This window comes from Flavobacterium facile (genome assembly GCF_036321945.1).
In the GTDB taxonomy this organism is placed as follows: Bacteria; Bacteroidota; Bacteroidia; order Flavobacteriales; family Flavobacteriaceae; genus Flavobacterium; species Flavobacterium facile.
Genome location: NZ_JAZAYT010000035.1, coordinates 180161 through 199799, shown reverse-complemented (window position 1 = coordinate 199799; position 19639 = coordinate 180161). Strand labels below are relative to the sequence as shown.

Genomic DNA, 19639 nt, shown 5'->3' with positions numbered 1-19639 from the left:
TTTAAAAATTTTTTGTTCCACGTGGAACAAAAAACTTAAGTTATTATATTAAAGTTCCACGTGGAACAATTTTATTTTTTCTTCTTCTTTAGTGCGCATTAACAAAGCATCGTCATCCGACTTGTCTTTATATCCACAATAATGCAAAACCCCATGAGCTAAAACACGTTTTAATTCTTCATCAAAAGATACATTAAAATCTTTAGCATTATCTTCAACTCTTTCGATTGAAACAAAAATATCACCACTAATAACATCACCTTCGGTGTAATCAAAACTAATAATATCTGTTAATGTATCATGATTTAAATACTGCATATTAATACTATGAAGGTATTCATCATCGCAAAAGATATATGAAATTTCACCTAAAATTTTATTCTCAGATTCAACAATAGTTTCTATCCAAGAAGCGTAAACTTCTTCTTGCTCTAAACTAAAATCCGATTCGTAATTAAAACTAATCATTGCCTTTAAAATATTGTTGCACTTTGTTATTAAAATTGGGTTGCAAAGGTAGGCTTTGTCTGTTTAATATTTCAACACTTTTTAAATAATTTAATAGAGCAGGAGGCAAGGGTTTGTTTGAACCAAGGAAATCTTTTTTGTTCGTATTTGATTCTCTTTTGGTGTCTTGTCCTTGTTGCTTTAAAGCGGTTTCTAGTTTCAATAATTCGTGGTTGATTTGTAAAGCACGATTGATATTGTCCTGAGTCAAACCTTTGTTGATTAATTGCTTTTCTAAATCCTTCATTTGTTTAACGACATTTTGACCGTTACCGCCCATACCATTTTTCTCTAATTCGTTTTGTAACGATTCTCGCAACTCTTGTTGTTCTTTTATAATCTCTAATAATTTACCAGCATCACCTTCACCATCTTTTCCTTCATTACCTTGTGAACCACCTTCACCTTGTTCTCCAGGCTTCTTACCTTGTCCAGGTTTTTTTCCTTCTCCGGGTTTATCGCCTTCTCCTGGTTTTGGTTTACCATCTTTCATTTTTTCTCCTAAACCTTTTTGTTTAGAAATAATATCTGATAATTGACTTCCTTTTCCTTTTCCTGGTTTAGGCTTTCCGGTACCACTTGAAGAAGACGAACTCATGTTCATATCGTTTTGAACATTACTTAAAAAATCAGCTAATTTGTTAGCAGAAGATAATGTAAATTGTTGGTGTGAAATACCTTTTCCACGATTCGTAGAAACTAAATTCTCAATAGATTTATCCAAGTTATAATGGATTTCTTCGATCTCTTTTAATACTAAATCAGATAATTTTGGTTGACGTAAAGACAACGCAAACAAACTATCATCCACATGTTTGAATTGTGTTTTCAAATCTTGCTGATTCTTCAACAATACACTTACATTAGATTTTGAATTGGCAACCATCTTAAATTGCTTCATCAATTTTTCTTGATCAAAAGAAAATGATAATAAATTATCTAAAATTTGACGTAACACTTTAGCGTCTTCTTGATTGTCTTCCATTTCTCCAGAGGACATCGATTCCGACATTTTTTTACTCATTTCTTTCATCTTCTGAGCTGCAGATTTCTGATTCTTTTTTGCAGATTTACTATCTTTTTTTTCTAAATTATCTTCAGCTTTTTCTTGTTCTTTGTCGACATCTTTTTGATCCTCTTTATCATTTGGGATATCCATTGGATCTTTTAATTCCTTATTTTCTTTTTCTAAATCATCTAATTCTTTTTTCAAATCATCAAACTCTTTAGATAATTTTTCTTGCTCTTCTTTAGTTGGATTTTCTTTGTCAGCAAGTTTGTCTTGTTTATCTGCAAGCTTATCTAACTTATCAGATAACTGTTCTGCTTTTTGTTCCACATAATAACGCTTGGTTAATTCTACCAATTGCTCTAAAGATTTTTGTTGCGTCTTTGCTTGTTGTTTTAACTTATCTGCTTTGTCAAACAATTCATCTTTCTCTAATTTCTTAGTCAGCTCTTGTAATTCCTTTAAAAGCTTTTCGTTTTTAGCCGCTTCTTTTTCGTTCTTCTCTAAACGATTTAGAAGCTCTTGTTTCATTTCGTCTTTTTGTTCTGGTTTAAATTGCTCCAGATTTTCCTTCATCTTTTCAGAGAATTCTTTCATCATTTCGTCTTGTTGTTTTTGACGATTGATAAAATCTTGAATCTTCTTTTGGTCTTTATAATCTAAGTTGTCTTTTTGCTTGTCTAACTTTTTTAATTTCTCTAATTCATCAAATTGCTTGTTTTGGTTATCCAATGCTTTTTGTAAACTGTTGATGTTCGATTGCTGTTCTTGTAACGATTTTTGCTCTTTTTGTTCTTGAGTTAACTCAGAATGAGAAAAAACAGAAGATTTTGATGATTTTAAACCATTAACTACATCATTATCAAACACTTCAAAGAAATAATCGTAATTTATACCTTGTTGTAACGAAATTCCATCAGGAAACGAATACACAAATTGATCAACAACCTTACTTTTTAAAATCAAACCTTTTCTATACACAATATTTGGTTTGTTTTTATCGTAATAAACGACTTGTAATTTAGACAAACCATAATCATCAGAAACTTGTCCAATAATCACTTTTTGTTTTAATCTTAAACTGTCTGGAGTTTCAGAAGCAGAAATACTTGGAAATTGATCTTTTAAAATCGTTAGTTTATATTGTAAGTTTTCGTGGTTTTTTAATTGTTTGTTTGAAATCGAAATTTGATAATCGGTGTTATTCACAATTCTTTTAGAAAGAGAAAACTGATTTTCGATTTTAGAAAATGGAGTTGCTAAAGAATCTTTCTTGAATTTAACTTCAGTGGTTGCCAATGTGTTTAATTTCCAAGTTACGATAGTTCCTTCATGAATGACAGCATTTCCTGTTCCTTGAATTACTTCTGGTTTCTTCCCTAAATATTTTGGGAAATTCAATTGCATCGTGAACGAAGAAATCGTTGGGACATTGACTACATTCAAAACATAATCGGCAGAAGTAATTTCATTCGATTTAAAATGAAAAGAAATATCTTTTTGTACATTATCAAATTGGTACGTAAAATTTCCTGGAGTTGTGTTTTCTAAAAAATATTCTTCGTTATTGATAATTATCGAAGCGTTTTCAGGAATCACAGTTCCAACTGTTTTCACAACTAGTTTAAACGATTTATTTTGTTCCACATTTAAATTGTCTGAAATAATCTCAAATTTAAAAGCGGCTGGTTTTTCAAAATTCTTATCGTACTGAACTACACGAGCAAAACTATTAGAAATCACATCCGAATTTCCAGAAATATAAAAGAACAAAATAAACAACAACGGAATTAAAGCAAAAGGCAAAAACTTTTTGTTTTTATTGAAGTTGATCGCATTAGAAAACGGTATCGGTTGTAAGTTATTTGCTTTTTGTTCGATAGATGCTAAAACCAATTCTGTTGGTGTTGCCGTGTTTGCTAATTGTAAAAAATTTAGCAATTTGTCTTTAACTTCATCGAAATGCGTTCCGATAATTTTGGAAGCTTCTGTATAATCTAAACCTTTCTGAATTTTAAATAATTTGAAAAGCGGAAGTAAAATGAATTTAGACAACAAAAAAACTTGCACGGCAATAAACAACCAAAACAAAATGGTTCTTCCTTGCGTAGAAAACCAAAGAAAATATTCAATCAAAAAAGTGAAAATAAAATACAACAAACCAATAGCAATAAAAAGAATTACTCCTTTTATCAACTCATTGGTGTAAAACTTCTTGATAAAACCTTCCAGCTTATCGTAAATTAGTGCTTTCTTCTCCAAAATTGTTAATCAATTGTTTATAACTGATAAAATTACAAAAATTTTAAGCAATTAGTCAAGAGTAAAAAGTTAATAGTTATATAAAATGTTAATAATGTGATGAAACAGAAAAAAAACTTCCAACTTCTAACTCCTAACTTCCAACTTCCTTTTATCTTTGCCAAAAAAATTACAACAATGTCAAAACCAGTTAGAGTACGATTTGCTCCTAGTCCTACAGGACCTTTACATATTGGTGGTGTTAGAACCGCACTTTTTAATTATTTATTCGCTAAAAAACACGGTGGAACTTTCTATATTAGAATAGAAGATACCGACCAAACACGTTTTGTAGCGGAAGCAGAAGCTTATATTTTTGAAGCTTTAGAATGGTTAGGAATTTCACCTGATGAAACCATTGGAAAGAATGAAAAATTTGGACCTTACCGTCAATCGGATAGAAAAGAAATGTACAAACAATATGCAGATGAATTAATCAATTCTGGTTCTGCATATTATGCATTTGATTCTTCTGAAAAGTTAGACGAATTACGTAAACAAGCAGAAACAGATGGTAAAACATTTATTTATAATCATACAGTTAGAGAAACTTTAGATACTTCTTTAAATGTTTCACGTGAAATTGTGGAAGCTAGAATTGCAAATGGAGAACATTATGTCATTCGTTTTAAAACACCAGTTAATGAAACGTTGCATTTACAAGACATCATTCGTGGTGAAGTCAATTTTGAAACGAATTTATTGGACGATAAAGTTTTGTTTAAATCGGACGGAATGCCAACGTATCATTTAGCAAATATTGTTGATGATCATTTAATGGAAACTTCACATGTTATTCGTGGTGAAGAATGGTTACCTTCTATGCCTTTACACGTTATGTTATACAGAGCATTTGGTTGGGAAGCGCCAGAATTTGCACATTTACCTTTGATTTTAAAACCAGTAGGAAATGGAAAATTAAGCAAACGTGATGGTGATAAATTAGGATTTCCAGTGTTTCCTTTAGAATGGAAAACAGCGGAAGGAACTTCGAAAGGTTACAAAGAAGCTGGATTTTTCCCAGAAGCAGTGATTAACTTTTTAGCTTTATTAGGTTGGAATGACGGAACAGAACAAGAAATTTTTAGTTTAGAAGAATTAGTAGATAAGTTCGATTTAAAACGTATTCATAAATCTGGTGCGAAGTTTGATCCGGAGAAAAACAAATGGTTCAATCATCAGTATTTACAAAAACAAACGGATGCTAGTTTAGCAGAAGCGTTTAAAGTTATTTTAGAAGAAAAAGGAATTTCAACATCATTAGATATTACAAGAGTAGTTGCTTCCATTAAAGAACGTGCTAATTTTGTAACTGAACTTTGGGATTTATCAGATTACTTTTTTGTGGCGCCAACATCATATGATGAAAAAGCGGCTAAAAACTGGAAGGAAGAAACGCCAGAATTAATGAAACAAGTAATAGAACAATTACAAAATATAGAAGATTTCACTTCTCTAAACATTGAAACACTATTAAAAGAATGGATGACCACAAACGAAATCGGAATGGGTAAAGTAATGCAACCGCTACGATTGAGCTTAGTAGGCGCTTTAAAAGGTCCGCATTTGTTTGATATCATTGAAATGATCGGTAAAGCTGAAACTAGCAGCAGAATAGAAAAAGCGATACATACTTTATAAAAAAAAAGCCCTGAAAATTTCAGGGCTTTTTTTTATACTAAAATATACGTAATTAAAATTACTTACAGTTTTTAATGTTTTCTAAGTCTTTCTCCATTACATAATGACTAATGTTTTGACCAAAAGCCGCAAAACCAGTTGGTAAAAACTGATACAATAATTTGCCTGTTTGGCAATCTACCACAACTTTATAAGACATAATAAAAGATTGAGAAACTGGACCAGCTCCACCTTTACCTATTTCCCAAGGCACAGAAAAAAGACAAACTTTATCCGCTGCTTTTTCAATAAAAGCTTTATCAAACTCTTCATCTGAAACAAATTTTATATTTGAACCGTATGCAGCAATACATTTTGCTTTTGTAGTTTTTTCATATAAAACACTTTCTTTAACCAATAAAGTTTTAGCTGGTATTTGCTTACAATTACCTTTACTAATTAGTTGAACATACTTTTCAGAATTGATTGTTTTTTTATTTGTAATGATGTAATCAACATTTGATTGTAAAACATCTAAACAAAACTTATAATCAGATTCTAATAAAAATTTACCTGTTGCCTTTGATGCAGTTGTTAAGTAAACTTGAGAATCAGCTTTGTCATAATTAGATTCAATTCTTGTGAAAACTAAAGTTGTTACAAACAAACTACTTTTAGAACCAAAATCGATATCAATATCTTTTAGTCTTAAATTTCTTAAAATAGCGTATTATTTGTTCTTTTGATTTCTTAATTCTTCTACTTCTGTTTTAGTTTTAAATTCGATGTTTGAATTCAAATTCCAGTACTTTTTAGCATATAATTGAATTTCAGCATTATAATTGCTAATCATTTCATTGTATAATTTAAGATCAGTAGCGTATTTTGGTTTAGAAAGTTTTTTTACAATTTTTTCATCTGCTTCTAATAATTCTACTATTAAATTTCTTGTTTTTAAATTAGCAAATATTTTAGCGTCTCCATGAAAATGTGAACTTACTTGCCCGTTTGAATAAAAGGAAATAAAACATAATACTAGTAATAAAATTTTCTTCATAATAAATAATTAGGGTTAGGTTTTTAAATAAGAAAGGGCAAATATAAATATTTACCCTTTCGTTTATCGTTTTTTGTAAGTATTTTACAAATAAATTGTCAAATGTCCGCTGGCCATTCCAATGTTTCCTTTAAATTTTTCGCCAATATTTGGAATTTTTTCATTGCTATTTAAACTATTAAAAAAGTTATTAACTCCATATTGGTACCCTAAACGCAATCTGAAGTTTTTCACACCAACGTTGATTCCTGCATAAATATTAGCGTTGATTTTAGATACATCTGTTATATCTTTTGCGGTTAACAAAGGTTGGTCCACTAAAAAGTTAGTTTCCGCTTCTTTATCAATCACTAATTTATCATTAATTTGAAGTACTGGTCCAAACTCTATATTTAAATGGTTTTTACTTACCACATAACCAGGCATAATATAAATTTGAACAGCAGATAATTTATAGTTCGTTTCTACAATTGAAACTACTTTTCTGGTTTTAACAGAGAAATTACTATCTGTAAAAAACATACCAAAACTCATTTGCCAGTTGTTATAAAAATTTCCACGAACGTGTAAGCCACCTGTCCAACCTTGTTGTGGGGTCACATTAAAATTATTTGTAAAAATATTCATTTGTGTTAAACCACCACTAATACCAATTCGGTTACTGTCTTTATGACCTCTTTGAGCCACTCCAACAAATGAAAATAAGGCACATACTACAATTAAAATCTTTTTCATTTCTATATATTAAGGGTGCAAAAGTAGTTTAATTATTTAGTTAATAAGGTGAAAATTTGTTTTAGCCTGAAGTCGCACATTTATGTTTAAAAATTAAATTGACTATGTCGATAATAATTCGAATAAGCGTAAACAAAAAAATTCGATAATTCGTGACTAAAATTTATTTACAATTTTATTAAAATGTAAAAAATGTAACTTTTATCAGAAACAAACGTATAACAACTGTAACTAAAAAATTATTCACTATGTCACCAATTTTAATTATTGTCCTAGTCTTAGGATTATTTATTTTATTAAGTTCTTTTTTTACTGTAAAACAACAAACCGCTGTAGTAATTGAGCGTTTTGGAAAATTTACAAGCATTAGAAGTTCAGGTTTACAATTAAAAATTCCTGTAATTGATAGAGTTGCTGGAAGAGTAAATTTAAGAATTCAACAGCTTGATGTATTAATTGAAACCAAAACTAAAGATAACGTGTTTATCAAAATGAAAGTTTCGGTTCAGTTTAATGTTATTCAAACTAAAGTTTACGAAGCTTTTTATAAATTAGAATATCCGCATGATCAAATTACCGCTTATGTTTTTGATGTAGTTAGAGCAGAAGTTCCTAAATTGATTTTGGATGATGTGTTTTTAAGAAAAGATGATATTGCCATTGCAGTAAAACGTGAATTAAATGAAGCGATGACTACTTATGGATACGATATTATCAATACTTTGGTAACTGATATTGATCCAGACATTCAAGTAAAAAATGCGATGAACAGAATTAATGCTGCAGACCGTGAAAAAACAGCTGCTGAATTTGAATCTGAAGCACAACGTATTAGAATTGTAGCTAAAGCCAAAGCAGAAGCAGAAAGTAAAAAATTACAAGGTCAAGGTATTGCGGATCAAAGACGTGAAATTGCTCGTGGATTGGTAGAAAGTGTTGAAGTTTTAAACAATGTGGGAATTAATTCACAAGAAGCTTCGGCTTTAATTGTAGTAACACAACATTATGATACGTTACAAGCCATTGGTGCAGATACTAATTCTAATTTAATTTTATTACCTAACTCGCCACAAGCTGGAAGTGATATGTTGAATAATATGGTAGCGAGTTTTACTGCAAGTAACCAAATTGGTGAAACCATGAAAAACCAACCAAAACGTCCAAAGAAAAAACAAGATCATACTTCAACAGATTATAATCCATCGGATACAAGTAATGCTGGTGAATAATTATAAAATATTTTTACAACAAAAAAGAGGCTTAATTGCCTCTTTTTTTATTTAAATACCAGTTGAAAACATACGGAATAAGCATTTTTAAAATGGTTCCATACGTTCCAGAAAATACCTTTTGATATATATTTCCAATTAATGTTGCTGACTTAGAAGGCAAAATACTTTCCTTCGTTTTGTCAATACTTAGTAACATTTTTTGATAAGAAATTTCTTTTTCTAATTTAAGAATTTCTAAATCGCGTTCAATCTCAGCGTATGAGGAATATTTTTTGTTCTCCATAACTTAGTCGTTAAAAAATATTTCTGAGAATTTTTCTAAAATGGTTCCTTCTACAATTTTATCTTTTACTAAAAATAAAAGTAACGCTAAAACTAAATAAACTCCAGCTACACATAAAAAACCTAACGGATAACTTTCTAATAAATTACCCAAAGCAAAGGCGCCAGCAACCGACACAAAAAGCAATACGATAGAAAGACAAATGGTGATTAAAAAAAACTTTAGCATTAAAGTAGTAGATTTCATCGCTACTTTAAAACCCCAAAGTTTATAGTACGCGATGCTACTTTCAAGATACGCTTTCGTGTTTTCTTGAATGGCTTCTGTGTTTTCTTTTAACTCTTCAAATGCCATTATTTTTGAAGTTTAGCGTTTTGTTGTTTTAATTCGGCTAATTTCTCTTCTAAAAAAGAAATCGCTTCTTCGGCTTTATAACTAGAATTTGAAAGTAAATTTTCTACCGTTTCTTTTAAATCTTCTTTAGAATTAGAAAGTTTGGCTCTGATATCTTCTTCATAATCTGCCAACTTATTATTGACATCAATTTTCCAATCGTCAAAATTACCTTTTAATTTTTCTCTAGTTTTTGAACCTTTATCTGGAGCAAATAAAATTCCTACTCCAACTCCAATTGCAGCACCAAGTAAAAGTGCGATTGCATTATTTCCATTATTGTTTGCCATACTATTTTTTTTTAATAATTATAAAGTTACAAAATTCATTTTGAAGTAGTGTTAAATCGTCGTTAAACATAAATTCATGATTTTTGAGGCAAAATGTATCAAAAACTAAAATAAAGCGATTTAAGAAAATTTTTTAACTATAGATGTAAAAACACTTTAAGTAAATTTATTTTTTTCTTAGAATTAATTTATGAATGTCACTTTTTTAAGTTTTTAACTATAAATTTTTATTTTTTAATAGATTTTGTAGATAATAGTAAAAACAGATTAAAAACAATATTATTATTAGTTTTAATTATGTGATTTCTCTCATTGTTCGAAATGACAAAAAAAAACCTACAAGTAAAATTCTTGTAGGTTTGAAATATAATTTAGATTCTGAAACAAGTTCAGAATGACAAACGTCTTTTCTTACTGTTCTGAAACTTTTGCCCAAGTATCTCTTAATCCAACTGTTTTGTTGAAAACTAATTTTTCAGCTGTTGAATCTCTATCGACACAGAAATACCCTAAACGTTGAAATTGGAAATGATCTAACTCTTTTGACGTTTGTAAACTTGGTTCTACAAAACCTGTAATCACTTTTAACGATTCTGGATTTATGTATTCTTTGAAGTCAACTTCTTTGTTTCCATCTGGATTTTCATGAGTAAATAAACGATCATAAATTCTAACTTCAGCTTCTTTAGCGTGTGCGATAGAAACCCAATGAATTACACCTTTTACTTTTCTATTACTTGCTTCTGTTCCGCTTCCTGATTTAGAATCCACATCATATGTACAATGAATTTCTGTAATATTTCCGTCAGCATCTTTTACAACTGATTCACCTTTAATGATATACGCATTTTTCAAACGTACTTCAGTTCCTAAAGTCAAACGGAAAAATTTCTTGTGAGCTTCTTCTTCAAAATCTTCTTGTTCTATATATAATTCTTTAGAAAAAGGCACTTCTCTATACGTCATGACTTCTTCTTCTGGATTGTTTTCAGCTGTTAACCATTCTTCTTTTCCTTCTGGATAATTCGTAATTACCAATTTAATCGGATTTAAAACTGCCATCACACGAGGTGCAATTTTGTTTAAATCTTCACGAATACAGAAATCTAAAAGCGAAACATCAATTAAATTCGAACGTTTAGCAATACCAATTGTGTTAGCAAAATTACGAATCGCAGTTGCTGTAATTCCTCTTCTTCTCATACCAGAAATCGTACTCATACGAGGATCATCCCAACCTGTAACATGCTTTTCTTCAACTAATTGTAACAATTTACGTTTTGAAACTACAGTGTGTGATAAATTTCTACGTGCAAATTCTCTTTGTTTTGGTCGCACTTTAGTTTCATCATAAATTTGATTCAAAAACCAATCGTATAATTCTCTATGTGGTAAAAATTCTAACGTACAAAATGAGTGAGAAATTTGTTCTAAATAATCACTTTCACCGTGTGCCCAATCGTACATTGGATAAATACACCAATCGTTACCTGTACGGTGATGATGTGCGTGCATAATACGATAAATAATAGGATCACGCATTAACATATTGTTCGCACCCATAGAAATTTTAGCGCGTAAAACATGAGTTCCTTTTTCGAATTCTCCGTTTTTCATACGTGTAAATAAGTCTAAATTCTCTTCGATAGAACGACTTCTAAAAGGAGAATCAGTACCTGGAGTAGTTGGTGTTCCTTTTTGAATCGCCATATCTTCCGAAGATTGACTGTCAACATACGCTTTATCTTTTTTGATTAATTCCACTGCCCAATCGTATAATTGTTGGAAATAATCGGAAGCATAACATTCTTTATCCCAGCTAAAACCTAGCCATTCTACGTCTTTTTTAATCGCATCTACAAATTCTTGTTCTTCTTTCGAAGGATTTGTATCGTCGAAACGTAAATTTACCGGTGTTTTATAATCTATTCCTAAACCAAAATTAAGGCAAATGGCACTGGCATGACCTACGTGTAAATAGCCATTTGGTTCTGGTGGAAAACGAAAACGTAATTTATCAGCTGATAAACCATTTTTTAAATCGTCTTCTATAATTTGTTCTATAAAATTTAAAGATTTTTCTTCTGTAGACATAATAATTTTCTCTCTTTTGACAAAGATAGAAAATGTTTCAAGTTTAAGGTTTAAAGTTGTTTAAAAAGTTGAAAAAACTAACTAACTTTGAACTTGAAACTTGAAACAAAAACTATATGGGAATTATAAAATTAACCAACATTCGAACATTTTCATTTCATGGCTGTTTGGAAGAAGAAGCAAAAATTGGAAGTAATTATAGTGTGAATTTGACTATAAAAACGAATTTAGAACCTTCATCTAAAACAGATGAATTGACTGATACGGTAGATTATGTAGATTTAAACCGAATTGTAGTAGAAGAAATGGCAATTAGAGCCAAGCTTTTAGAACATGTAGCCAAAAGAATTATAGATAGAGTGTTGGAAGAACTAAAAATGGTGACAAAAATTGAAGTAGAAGTTACGAAATTGAATCCTCCAATTGGTGGTGATGTTGAAGGAGTTACGATTAAAATGAAACAGAAAAGATAGTTTTTTATATAGTGAAAAGTGATAAGTAAATAGTGAATAGCTGAAAATAACACGGAGAAAATCAAAATAAATTAAAAACTTTTTACTTTTTACTTTTTACTTTTTACTTTTTTAGTATATTTGCAATCCAATTATGGCGTCGTGGCCGAGCGGCTAGGCACCGGTCTGCAAAACCGTCTACTCCGGTTCGAATCCGGACGATGCCTCAGAAAACCTTCAATGAAAATTGAGGGTTTTTTTTTGTGGTAAATTTTTAGAAAAAATTAAGTAAAGATATCGTTCGAATCCGGGCAATGATTTAGAAAGAGTTACAAGAAATAGTAGCTCTTTTTTTTGATGTTACACAAATTTTCGCAGAGATTCACAAAGTTATAAACACAGATTTCACAGATTTTCATGGATTATTAAAAGTAAAATTTGTCATCCTGAAAGGAACTTTATTAACTCAAAATTAAATTAATAAAAAACCCTTCAAGAGTTTAAAACTTTTGAAGGGTTTAATAAATAATATTGTAATTTTACTCACCAACATGTTCAATTCCTAATTTGTCTTCTACAATATCTTTTCCTTTAGGGAAAAAGCCTTGAAGAATTAAAAAAGCTCCGAAAATTAAAATTACGATACTGATAATTCTTTTAATTTTATAAATATTGGTTGGTGTTAATTTGTGTTTTAATTGTTTGGCTACTACTATTTTAAATACATCAATAGCTAAATAAAAAAGTAATGTAGATGTAAAAAAAGTGAAAATTCTAAATGGTTTCATTTCTAATTGTGGCCCTTGTGTAATGATCACCATCATCCAAAAACCAAGAATTCCAATATTGATAATGTTTAAGAAAAAGCCTTTAAAAAACAAGCCTAAATAGTTGTTTTTCTTAATATCTTCCTCGTCATCTTCTTCCATTTTTTCATTGAATTTTTTCTTTAAAGCTACATAAGAAACAATACCATAAGAAGACATAATTAAACCCCCAATAATGTAAATAATTGGATTATCTTTTAATTGAGCAAGTATCTGATTGGTTGCAAAATAAGCTATTAATATAAAAATTAAATCACTAAATACAATTCCTAAATCGAATGTAAGCGCCGCTTTAAATCCTTTCGTGATACTAGTTTCTAATAACATGAAAAAACCTGGTCCGATTGAAATGGCTAATAAAAATGCCCAAGGAATGGCTAATAAAATATCGTGAATCATTAAAAAAGTTTAAAAGTTTAAAGTTTATGAGTTTAAAAGGTTTTGTAAACAAATTAACTTGAAATGTAAAATTAGTAATTTTAAAAGTTATAAAAAAACCTACAAGTAAATTTACTTATAGGTTATTAAAATTATTGAGATTTTAAGATTATTTTTTATAATCGAAATAACAATTTTATAACGTGATTACTTCGCTTGAATAATTTTTCCACCAGCAACTGTTTTCTGATTGATTTGTTTTGGTTTACCGTAAATTGTAATCGTTCCACCAGCTCTTGTTTTAGCTTCTACTAAATCTGTAGCATAAATATTAGCTAAACCACCAGCATTTACTGTAACTGTAGTTTGTTGTGTGATACAATATTCACCATCATATTTGGCTCCAGAATTAGATAAAACATCCTGAATTTTTACTGTTCCTTTTACGGTAACAATACTTCCAGCACCACAACGAACAGTTAGCTTGTCAGCGACTAAATTTTTTAAAACCACCTCTGAGCCTTCTTTTGTAATAATATCAAAACCAATGGCTTTAATTTCCTTTTCAGACGATATTCTACTTCCTTCGTTGGCTTCCACAGCATCTAATTTTTTAAAATATACCGTTGCCGAAATATCATCACCTTTTAATAATTTTCCTAAAGGCAAACGCAATTTTAATTCGCCATTATTATTAACTAACTCTACTTCTTCAGAATTAGCGCCTTTTAAAATAACTTTGTTTTCCGTTCCTGGTAAAAGTAACACATCAATTTTATCAAAAGACGTAACTTTATTAAAATCACCAACAGATTTTTCGGTTTGGGCGAAAGAAATTGAACTTAAGAATAATATCGAATAAATGATTTTTTTCATGTTTTATTTTTTAAGGGAACACTTTATTTATTTTCTCTAACAAAATGAAAATCCAATTGTTTCTTCACTAAATCGGCATTCTTTACTTTAACCCAAACTTCGTCTCCTAATTGTATTAAATTTTTAGAAACTTCGCCAACTAAAGCATATTGTTTGTCGTCAAACGTGTAATAATCGTCTTTAATTTCTCTAATACGAACCATTCCTTCACATTTGTTTTCGATAATTTCTACGTAAATTCCCCATTCGGTAACTCCAGAAACTACACCTAAAAACTCTTGATCTTTATGGTCTTGCATGTATTTGACTTGCATGTATTTGATAGAATCTCTTTCTGCTTTTGCAGCCAAACCTTCTCTATCTGAAGAATGCATACATTTTTCTTCGTACAATTCTTCACTTACACTTTTGCCACCATCTAAATAAAACTGTAACAAACGGTGTGCCATAACATCTGGATAACGACGAATTGGTGAAGTAAAATGCGAATAATAATCAAACGCTAATCCGTAATGACCAATATTATGTGTCGAATATGCGGCTTTACTCATACAACGAATCGTAAGAGTATCGACCATATTTTGTTCTTTTTTTCCTTGAACATCCGTCAGTAATTTATTCAAAGAAGTAGAAATATCTTGTTTCGATTTTAAATTTAAATTATAACCGAATTTAGAAATCACATTTTGTAAGCCAAATAATTTATCTTCATTCGGTTCATCGTGAATTCTATAAACAAATGTTTTCTTTTGTTTTCCGATAAATTCAGCCACTTTTCTGTTAGCCAACAACATAAATTCTTCAATCAAATGATTGGCATCTTTACTTTGTTTGAAATACACACCAACAGGTTCAGCATTTTCATTTAAATTGAATTTCACTTCTACTTTATCGAAAGAAATCGCACCCGCATTCATTCTTTTTCTACGAAGAATTTTAGCTAAATCATCCATTTTTAAAGTCGCTTCTACAATTGGTTTTGGCGCGTGGTATTCTTTTCCAGTTAAGGAAATATGGGCTGGAATAATATCTGATTTAGTTTCGATAATTTCTTGAGCTTCTTCATACGCAAATCGTTGGTCCGAATAAATAACCGTTCTTCCAAACCAAGAATCAATGACTTCTGCTTTTTCATTTAATTGGAAAATAGCGGAGAAGGTATATTTTTCTTCATTTGGTCGTAAGGAACAAGCGAAATTAGATAACACTTCAGGTAACATAGGTACAACTCGGTCAACTAAATATACAGAAGTCGCTCTATCATAAGCTTCATCATCTAAAATGGTTCCTTCTTGAAGGTAATGAGAAACATCGGCAATATGCACACCAATTTCATAATTTCCATTTGGTAAGACTTGAAACGATAACGCATCATCAAAATCTTTCGCATCTTTTGGATCGATGGTAAACGTTAAGACTTTTCGCATATCTTTTCGTTTGGCAATTTCTTCTTCAGTTATAGACGTATCAATTTGATTCGCATAAGCTTCGACTTCAATAGGAAAATCGTATGGTAAACCATATTCGGCTAAAATCGCGTGAATTTCTGTATCGTGTTCTCCTGGTTTTCCTAAAACTTTAATCACTTTTCCGAAAGGAGAATCGGCTTTTTTCGGCCAATCGACCATAGAAACTAAAACGACATCGCCATGTTGCGCCTCAAATATTTCATTTTTTGGAATGAAAATATCAGTATACATTTTAGCATTTGTAGTAGTTACGAAAGCAAAGTTTTTTTGAATATCAATTACACCAACAAACTCTGTTTTCGCTCTTTCTAAAATTTCTAAAACTTCTGCTTCAGGTTTACGAGAACTTCTTCTGTTATAGATATAACATTTGACTTTATCACCATCTAAAGCGTGGTTTAAATTGATAAACGGAATATACACATCATCTTCTAATTCCTTACAAACAAAGTAACCGGATTTACGAGTTGTCATATCAACAGTTCCTTCGTAATATTCAGCTTTGGAAATGATTCTGAATTTACCACGTTCGGTTTCTTCAATTTTTCCAGCTTTCTTTAAAACTAAAAGTTCTTTAATAATTTCGTTTCTACTTTGTGTATCATTCACTTCAATTATAGCAGCAATTTGCTTGTAATTGAAATCTTTATTTGGTTCTTTCGATAGTATTTTATATACGTGAGCCGAAAAATCTTTGGCTTTTTTTGACATTTTTCTAAAATTCTTTTTCATAATTCATTCTTAATATGGATTAAAAGTACAAAGAAGTATTTATAAAACGGAATTAAGTAGTAAGATTTAATAAAATATTAATTTTTCTAAAATTTGAAAGTTGTCAACATATATTAAAAACAACAAAAATATTTTTTAATTAAATTTAAATTATTGATGGTTATTATAGCGTGTTAATATGTACGATAAATTTATTTTCAAATGTTGTTTTTTAAACTTATTGTAAGTTATACAAAGTAATAAACAATGTTAATTTAATGTAAAGTGTTCGTTTTCAATTTGATTGAATTTTAAATTAAAATCTTATTAACAACTGTTAAAATCTAAAAGTAGTTCTGCTTTGTAAAAAACTAAGTTTTCAAATTTTGTTAATAACCATGTAAAAACTATTGATAAAAAAACAATAAGATGTAATAACTTAATTAGGATTTGTAGTTTGAGATTTGGATTACAATTTTTATTCCGACATCCAAAAAAAACTTCTTATTTTCTATCTTTAGTTATCAACATGTTTTGTTAAATTAAGATTAACTGATTATCAAGCAATTGCGATTTTCTATTAACAATTCACTTTTTCTGTTAATTTTTTTAGAATTCTTACTTTACTTCTACCTTAATAATAATTACAAATTTACTTCTTGATACAGAGGATATTGATTATTTTTGTCAAACATTATTAACAACACAACACACACTTATGACTATCTCAATCGGTAACGACCACGCGGGTCCAGACTACAAAAGCGCTATTGTTGACTATTTAAAAAACAATGGTCACGAAGTTATTAACCATGGAACTGACACTTTTGAAAGTGTAGATTATCCTGATTTCGGACACGCAGTTGCGTATGATGTGGAAAGTAAAAAAGCGCATTTCGGAATTGTGATTTGTGGTTCTGGAAATGGAATTGCGATGTCGGCCAACAAACACCAAGATATTCGTGCCGCTTTATGTTGGACGAAAGAAATTGCAGAATTAGCGCGTCAACATAATGATGCGAATATCATTTCGATTCCTGCACGTTATACTTCCATTCCACAAGCTGTAGAAATGGTTGATACTTTTTTAAATACTGAATTTGAAGGAGGAAGACACGCGAATAGAGTCAATAAAATTGCTTGTAAATAACATCAAATAAGATTTCGCTCATAATAATATATGAGCGAAATTTAAATCACAGGCAATTGCAATTTTTTTCGAATAGAGTAAATTCGAATGGCAGCCGTAACCAACACACAAACAATCATACTGATTTCGGCATTGAATTTAAAAAATTTCATAGCTAAATATAAAGCACCACCAATTAAACAAGCTGTTGCGTAAAGTTCTCCAGGTTTTAGTAAATTCGGTACAGAATTACATAAAATATCGGCTAATAGTCCACCAAAAGTTGCTGTAATTACGCCCATTATTAACGCATAACCTTCACCAATTCCAGCTTGAAGGGCAATTTGTAAACCTACAATTGTAAAAAAACCAATCCCAAACGCATCGGTCCAAAAAAGTAATTTTTTAATCACTTTAAAATTTAACTTGAAGAAAAAAGTGATAATAGTGGCAACCAATACAATAATAATAGCAAAATTATCATTGATCCAACTTACAGGTCGAATGCCAATTAATAAATCGCGCGTAGTTCCGCCACCATACGCCATAACAAAGGATAAAATTACTGCACCAATTAAATCGAAACGTTTGGTTCTTGCTTTCAAAACGCCTGTTACAGCAAAAACAAAAATTCCTAAATATGATAGTGTTTGTAAAATATCCAAAGCAAAAAATAAAAGCGGTTAATAAGTACACAAAAATAGGGATTTTATATTATAATTTATATCGTACCTTATGTTAATTCAGTCAGTCAAATAACTAAATTAACATTAATTCAGTCAGTTAAATGACTAAATTTACATTTTTTTATTATATTTGTACTATAAATTCTAAGGTAAAAGTATCATGAATTATTACAAAAGAGCTGTATTAGAAGAATTCCAATCTAAACTAAAACCTAATAAAGTATTAATTTTATTAGGAGCAAGACGAGTTGGGAAAACGCAATTAATTAAAAAATATTTAGAGTCAACAAACGAAAATGTTTTACAATTAAATGGAGAAGATATAAACGACGCAAGACTATTGGAAGAAAGAAGTGTTTCAAATTACACTAAATTATTGCAAAATATTTCCATATTAGTAATTGATGAAGCACAAAATATAAAGGATATTGGCGTAATTTTAAAATTAATTGTAGACACAATTGAAAGTATAAAAGTGATAGCAACAGGTTCATCTATGTTTGATTTGGCTAATAAATTGGGCGAACCTTTGGTAGGTAGAAAAAACACATTGTATTTATTTCCTTTGTCGCAAATAGAGTTTTCACAATTTGAAAATTATAAACAAACTACCGAAAATTTAGAAGAAAGATTGCTTTATGGTTGTTATCCAGAAGTAACACATTATGAATCTTGGAAGGAAAAACAAGAATATTTACGAGAAATTGTGAACTCTTATTTATTAAAAGACATATTAATTTTTGACGGAATTAAAAACGCAGATAAAATTTACGATTTATTACGATTAATTGCTTTTCAAGTAGGAAAAGAAGTGTCGTTACAAGAATTAGGTAACCAATTAAATTTATCTAAAAACACCGTTGAAAAATATTTAGATTTACTTTCAAAAGTATTTGTCATTTTTAAAATAGAAGGTTTTAGCAGAAATTTACGAAAAGAAATTACAAAATCATCACGTTGGTATTTTTACGATAACGGAATAAGAAATGCAATAATCAATAATTTCAATACTTTAAATAACCGAACAGATATTGGTGATTTATGGGAAAATTATCTAGCATCTGAACGCATAAAAAAACAACACTATCAAAAAATAGTTAAGCAAAATTATTTTTGGAGAACCTATGACCAACAAGAATTAGATTGGCTAGAAACAGAAGCAGAAACCATGGAAGGCTACGAATTTAAATGGAACGAAAACAGAAAATCAAAAATTCCAACCGCTTTTGCTAAAGCTTATCCAGAAGCCATTTTCACAGTGATTAACAAACAAAATTATTTAGATTTTATAACCTAAAGGATTACTATTATCGCAACAAAAAATAAACGCCCACAACGTTTACTATAAAAATAAACATAAAGCGCCACATAAAAAAAGCTTTGGAGATTTTATGATTAAAAACTAAAATCGCAAACAGTCCACCAAAAGCGCCTCCAATGGTTGCAACCGTAAAAAGTTCTTTTTCAGGAATTCTTCTCTTGTTTTTTATTGCTAAAAATTTATCGTAGCCGAAAAGTATAAAACTTACCGCATTGATAGATAAAAGATATAGTAAAAAGAGTTTCATTTATGATTTAATTATTCGCGCA

19 protein-coding genes and 1 tRNA gene are annotated in these 19639 nt (G+C 29.8%); 6 read left to right on the top strand and 14 right to left on the bottom strand.

Translation table 11 applies throughout. From position 1 onward, the window contains the following. Positions 1-48: 48 nt before the first annotated feature. Complete coding sequence (gene ybeY, locus UEQ13_RS13440; RefSeq protein WP_329806846.1) at positions 49-468, bottom strand: rRNA maturation RNase YbeY; 420 nt, start codon at positions 466-468, stop codon at positions 49-51. Then, positions 461-3778 carry a hypothetical protein gene (locus UEQ13_RS13435; RefSeq protein ID WP_329806845.1) on the bottom strand — a complete coding sequence of 1106 codons (3318 nt, stop codon included), beginning with the start codon at positions 3776-3778 and terminating at the stop codon, positions 461-463. The genes ybeY and UEQ13_RS13435 overlap by 8 nt, the downstream gene beginning before the upstream one ends. 177 nt (positions 3779-3955) lie before the next feature. Between UEQ13_RS13435 and gltX the strand changes: the two genes are divergently transcribed. Further along, a complete protein-coding gene (gltX, locus tag UEQ13_RS13430) occupies positions 3956-5458 on the top strand; it encodes a glutamate--tRNA ligase (RefSeq protein WP_329807244.1) in 1503 nt (500 codons plus the stop codon). Between the two features lie 58 nt (positions 5459-5516). Here gltX and UEQ13_RS13425 read toward each other — a convergent pair whose 3' ends face one another. The 3 genes from UEQ13_RS13425 to UEQ13_RS13415 form a co-directional block, all read right to left on the bottom strand. Next, positions 5517-6104, bottom strand: a complete 588-nt coding sequence (locus tag UEQ13_RS13425) for a hypothetical protein (protein WP_329806844.1) — start codon at positions 6102-6104, stop codon at positions 5517-5519. Between the two features lie 63 nt (positions 6105-6167). Continuing rightward, the gene (locus UEQ13_RS13420) at positions 6168-6494 is read right to left on the bottom strand and encodes a hypothetical protein (protein ID WP_329806843.1); all 327 of its coding nucleotides are present in this window, start codon (positions 6492-6494) and stop codon (positions 6168-6170) included. An 84-nt stretch (positions 6495-6578) separates the two neighbouring features. Continuing rightward, entirely contained in the window at positions 6579-7229 is a 651-nt protein-coding gene (locus tag UEQ13_RS13415) for a PorT family protein (protein ID WP_329806842.1), read from the bottom strand. 248 nt (positions 7230-7477) lie between these two features. Between UEQ13_RS13415 and UEQ13_RS13410 the strand changes: the two genes are divergently transcribed. Next, positions 7478-8458: an SPFH domain-containing protein gene (locus UEQ13_RS13410; RefSeq protein WP_329806841.1), complete on the top strand. Its 981-nt coding sequence runs from the start codon at positions 7478-7480 to the stop codon at positions 8456-8458. Between the two features lie 31 nt (positions 8459-8489). Here the strand turns inward: UEQ13_RS13410 and UEQ13_RS13405 are convergent, their stop codons facing one another. The 4 genes from UEQ13_RS13405 to UEQ13_RS13390 form a co-directional block, all read right to left on the bottom strand. Further along, positions 8490-8744: a DUF6327 family protein gene (locus UEQ13_RS13405; RefSeq protein ID WP_329806840.1), complete on the bottom strand. Its 255-nt coding sequence runs from the start codon at positions 8742-8744 to the stop codon at positions 8490-8492. Positions 8745-8747: 3 nt separating this feature from the next. Further along, positions 8748-9098 carry a competence protein gene (locus UEQ13_RS13400; protein WP_329806839.1) on the bottom strand — a complete coding sequence of 117 codons (351 nt, stop codon included), beginning with the start codon at positions 9096-9098 and terminating at the stop codon, positions 8748-8750. Further along, positions 9098-9427, bottom strand: a complete 330-nt coding sequence (locus UEQ13_RS13395) for a YtxH domain-containing protein (protein ID WP_329806838.1) — start codon at positions 9425-9427, stop codon at positions 9098-9100. Before UEQ13_RS13395 ends, UEQ13_RS13400 begins: the two co-directional genes overlap by 1 nt. A 411-nt stretch (positions 9428-9838) precedes the next feature. After that, positions 9839-11521, bottom strand: a complete 1683-nt coding sequence (locus UEQ13_RS13390; protein ID WP_329806837.1) for a glutamine--tRNA ligase/YqeY domain fusion protein — start codon at positions 11519-11521, stop codon at positions 9839-9841. Between the two features lie 116 nt (positions 11522-11637). Between UEQ13_RS13390 and folB the strand changes: the two genes are divergently transcribed. Both folB and UEQ13_RS13380 read left to right on the top strand, forming a co-directional pair. Further along, a complete protein-coding gene (folB, locus tag UEQ13_RS13385; protein ID WP_329806836.1) occupies positions 11638-11994 on the top strand; it encodes a dihydroneopterin aldolase in 357 nt (118 codons plus the stop codon). A gap of 135 nt (positions 11995-12129) precedes the next feature. Beyond that, positions 12130-12200, top strand: a tRNA-Cys gene (locus UEQ13_RS13380). A 312-nt stretch (positions 12201-12512) separates the two neighbouring features. Here the strand turns inward: UEQ13_RS13380 and UEQ13_RS13375 are convergent. The 3 genes from UEQ13_RS13375 to rnr all read right to left on the bottom strand — a co-directional run bounded on the left by UEQ13_RS13375 (position 12513) and on the right by rnr (position 16255). Further along, entirely contained in the window at positions 12513-13199 is a 687-nt protein-coding gene (locus UEQ13_RS13375) for a LysE family translocator (RefSeq protein WP_329806835.1), read from the bottom strand. A gap of 186 nt (positions 13200-13385) precedes the next feature. Beyond that, a complete protein-coding gene (locus UEQ13_RS13370; protein WP_329806834.1) occupies positions 13386-14054 on the bottom strand; it encodes a head GIN domain-containing protein in 669 nt (222 codons plus the stop codon). 23 nt (positions 14055-14077) lie between these two features. Then, positions 14078-16255, bottom strand: a complete 2178-nt coding sequence (rnr, locus tag UEQ13_RS13365) for a ribonuclease R (RefSeq protein WP_329806833.1) — start codon at positions 16253-16255, stop codon at positions 14078-14080. Positions 16256-16952: 697 nt separating this feature from the next. On the opposite strand from rnr, the gene rpiB reads away from it, so the two are divergent. Continuing rightward, positions 16953-17384, top strand: a complete 432-nt coding sequence (gene rpiB / locus UEQ13_RS13360; protein WP_329806832.1) for a ribose 5-phosphate isomerase B — start codon at positions 16953-16955, stop codon at positions 17382-17384. Between the two features lie 41 nt (positions 17385-17425). Here the strand turns inward: rpiB and UEQ13_RS13355 are convergent, their stop codons facing one another. Further along, on the bottom strand, positions 17426-18028 hold the full coding sequence (locus UEQ13_RS13355) for a trimeric intracellular cation channel family protein (protein ID WP_329806831.1): 603 nt from the start codon (positions 18026-18028) through the stop codon (positions 17426-17428). A 181-nt stretch (positions 18029-18209) separates the two neighbouring features. Between UEQ13_RS13355 and UEQ13_RS13350 the strand changes: the two genes are divergently transcribed. Continuing rightward, complete coding sequence (locus UEQ13_RS13350) at positions 18210-19346, top strand: ATP-binding protein (protein ID WP_329806830.1); 1137 nt, start codon at positions 18210-18212, stop codon at positions 19344-19346. 10 nt (positions 19347-19356) lie between these two features. On the opposite strand, the gene UEQ13_RS13345 is transcribed toward UEQ13_RS13350, so the two are convergent. Then, positions 19357-19617 carry a DUF1294 domain-containing protein gene (locus UEQ13_RS13345; protein ID WP_329806829.1) on the bottom strand — a complete coding sequence of 87 codons (261 nt, stop codon included), beginning with the start codon at positions 19615-19617 and terminating at the stop codon, positions 19357-19359. Positions 19618-19639 lie beyond the last annotated feature (22 nt).

Coding starts and splice junctions, on each gene's coding strand:
- ybeY (WP_329806846.1), bottom strand. CDS start 468: ATGATTAGTTTTAATTACGAATCGGATTTTAGTTTAGAGCAAGAAGAA.
- gltX (WP_329807244.1), top strand. CDS start 3,956: ATGTCAAAACCAGTTAGAGTACGATTTGCTCCTAGTCCTACAGGACCT.
- UEQ13_RS13420 (WP_329806843.1), bottom strand. CDS start 6,494: ATGAAGAAAATTTTATTACTAGTATTATGTTTTATTTCCTTTTATTCA.
- UEQ13_RS13415 (WP_329806842.1), bottom strand. CDS start 7,229: ATGAAAAAGATTTTAATTGTAGTATGTGCCTTATTTTCATTTGTTGGA.
- UEQ13_RS13410 (WP_329806841.1), top strand. CDS start 7,478: ATGTCACCAATTTTAATTATTGTCCTAGTCTTAGGATTATTTATTTTA.
- UEQ13_RS13405 (WP_329806840.1), bottom strand. CDS start 8,744: ATGGAGAACAAAAAATATTCCTCATACGCTGAGATTGAACGCGATTTA.
- UEQ13_RS13400 (WP_329806839.1), bottom strand. CDS start 9,098: ATGGCATTTGAAGAGTTAAAAGAAAACACAGAAGCCATTCAAGAAAAC.
- UEQ13_RS13395 (WP_329806838.1), bottom strand. CDS start 9,427: ATGGCAAACAATAATGGAAATAATGCAATCGCACTTTTACTTGGTGCT.
- UEQ13_RS13390 (WP_329806837.1), bottom strand. CDS start 11,521: ATGTCTACAGAAGAAAAATCTTTAAATTTTATAGAACAAATTATAGAA.
- folB (WP_329806836.1), top strand. CDS start 11,638: ATGGGAATTATAAAATTAACCAACATTCGAACATTTTCATTTCATGGC.
- UEQ13_RS13375 (WP_329806835.1), bottom strand. CDS start 13,199: ATGATTCACGATATTTTATTAGCCATTCCTTGGGCATTTTTATTAGCC.
- UEQ13_RS13370 (WP_329806834.1), bottom strand. CDS start 14,054: ATGAAAAAAATCATTTATTCGATATTATTCTTAAGTTCAATTTCTTTC.
- rnr (WP_329806833.1), bottom strand. CDS start 16,255: ATGAAAAAGAATTTTAGAAAAATGTCAAAAAAAGCCAAAGATTTTTCG.
- rpiB (WP_329806832.1), top strand. CDS start 16,953: ATGACTATCTCAATCGGTAACGACCACGCGGGTCCAGACTACAAAAGC.
- UEQ13_RS13350 (WP_329806830.1), top strand. CDS start 18,210: ATGAATTATTACAAAAGAGCTGTATTAGAAGAATTCCAATCTAAACTA.
- UEQ13_RS13345 (WP_329806829.1), bottom strand. CDS start 19,617: ATGAAACTCTTTTTACTATATCTTTTATCTATCAATGCGGTAAGTTTT.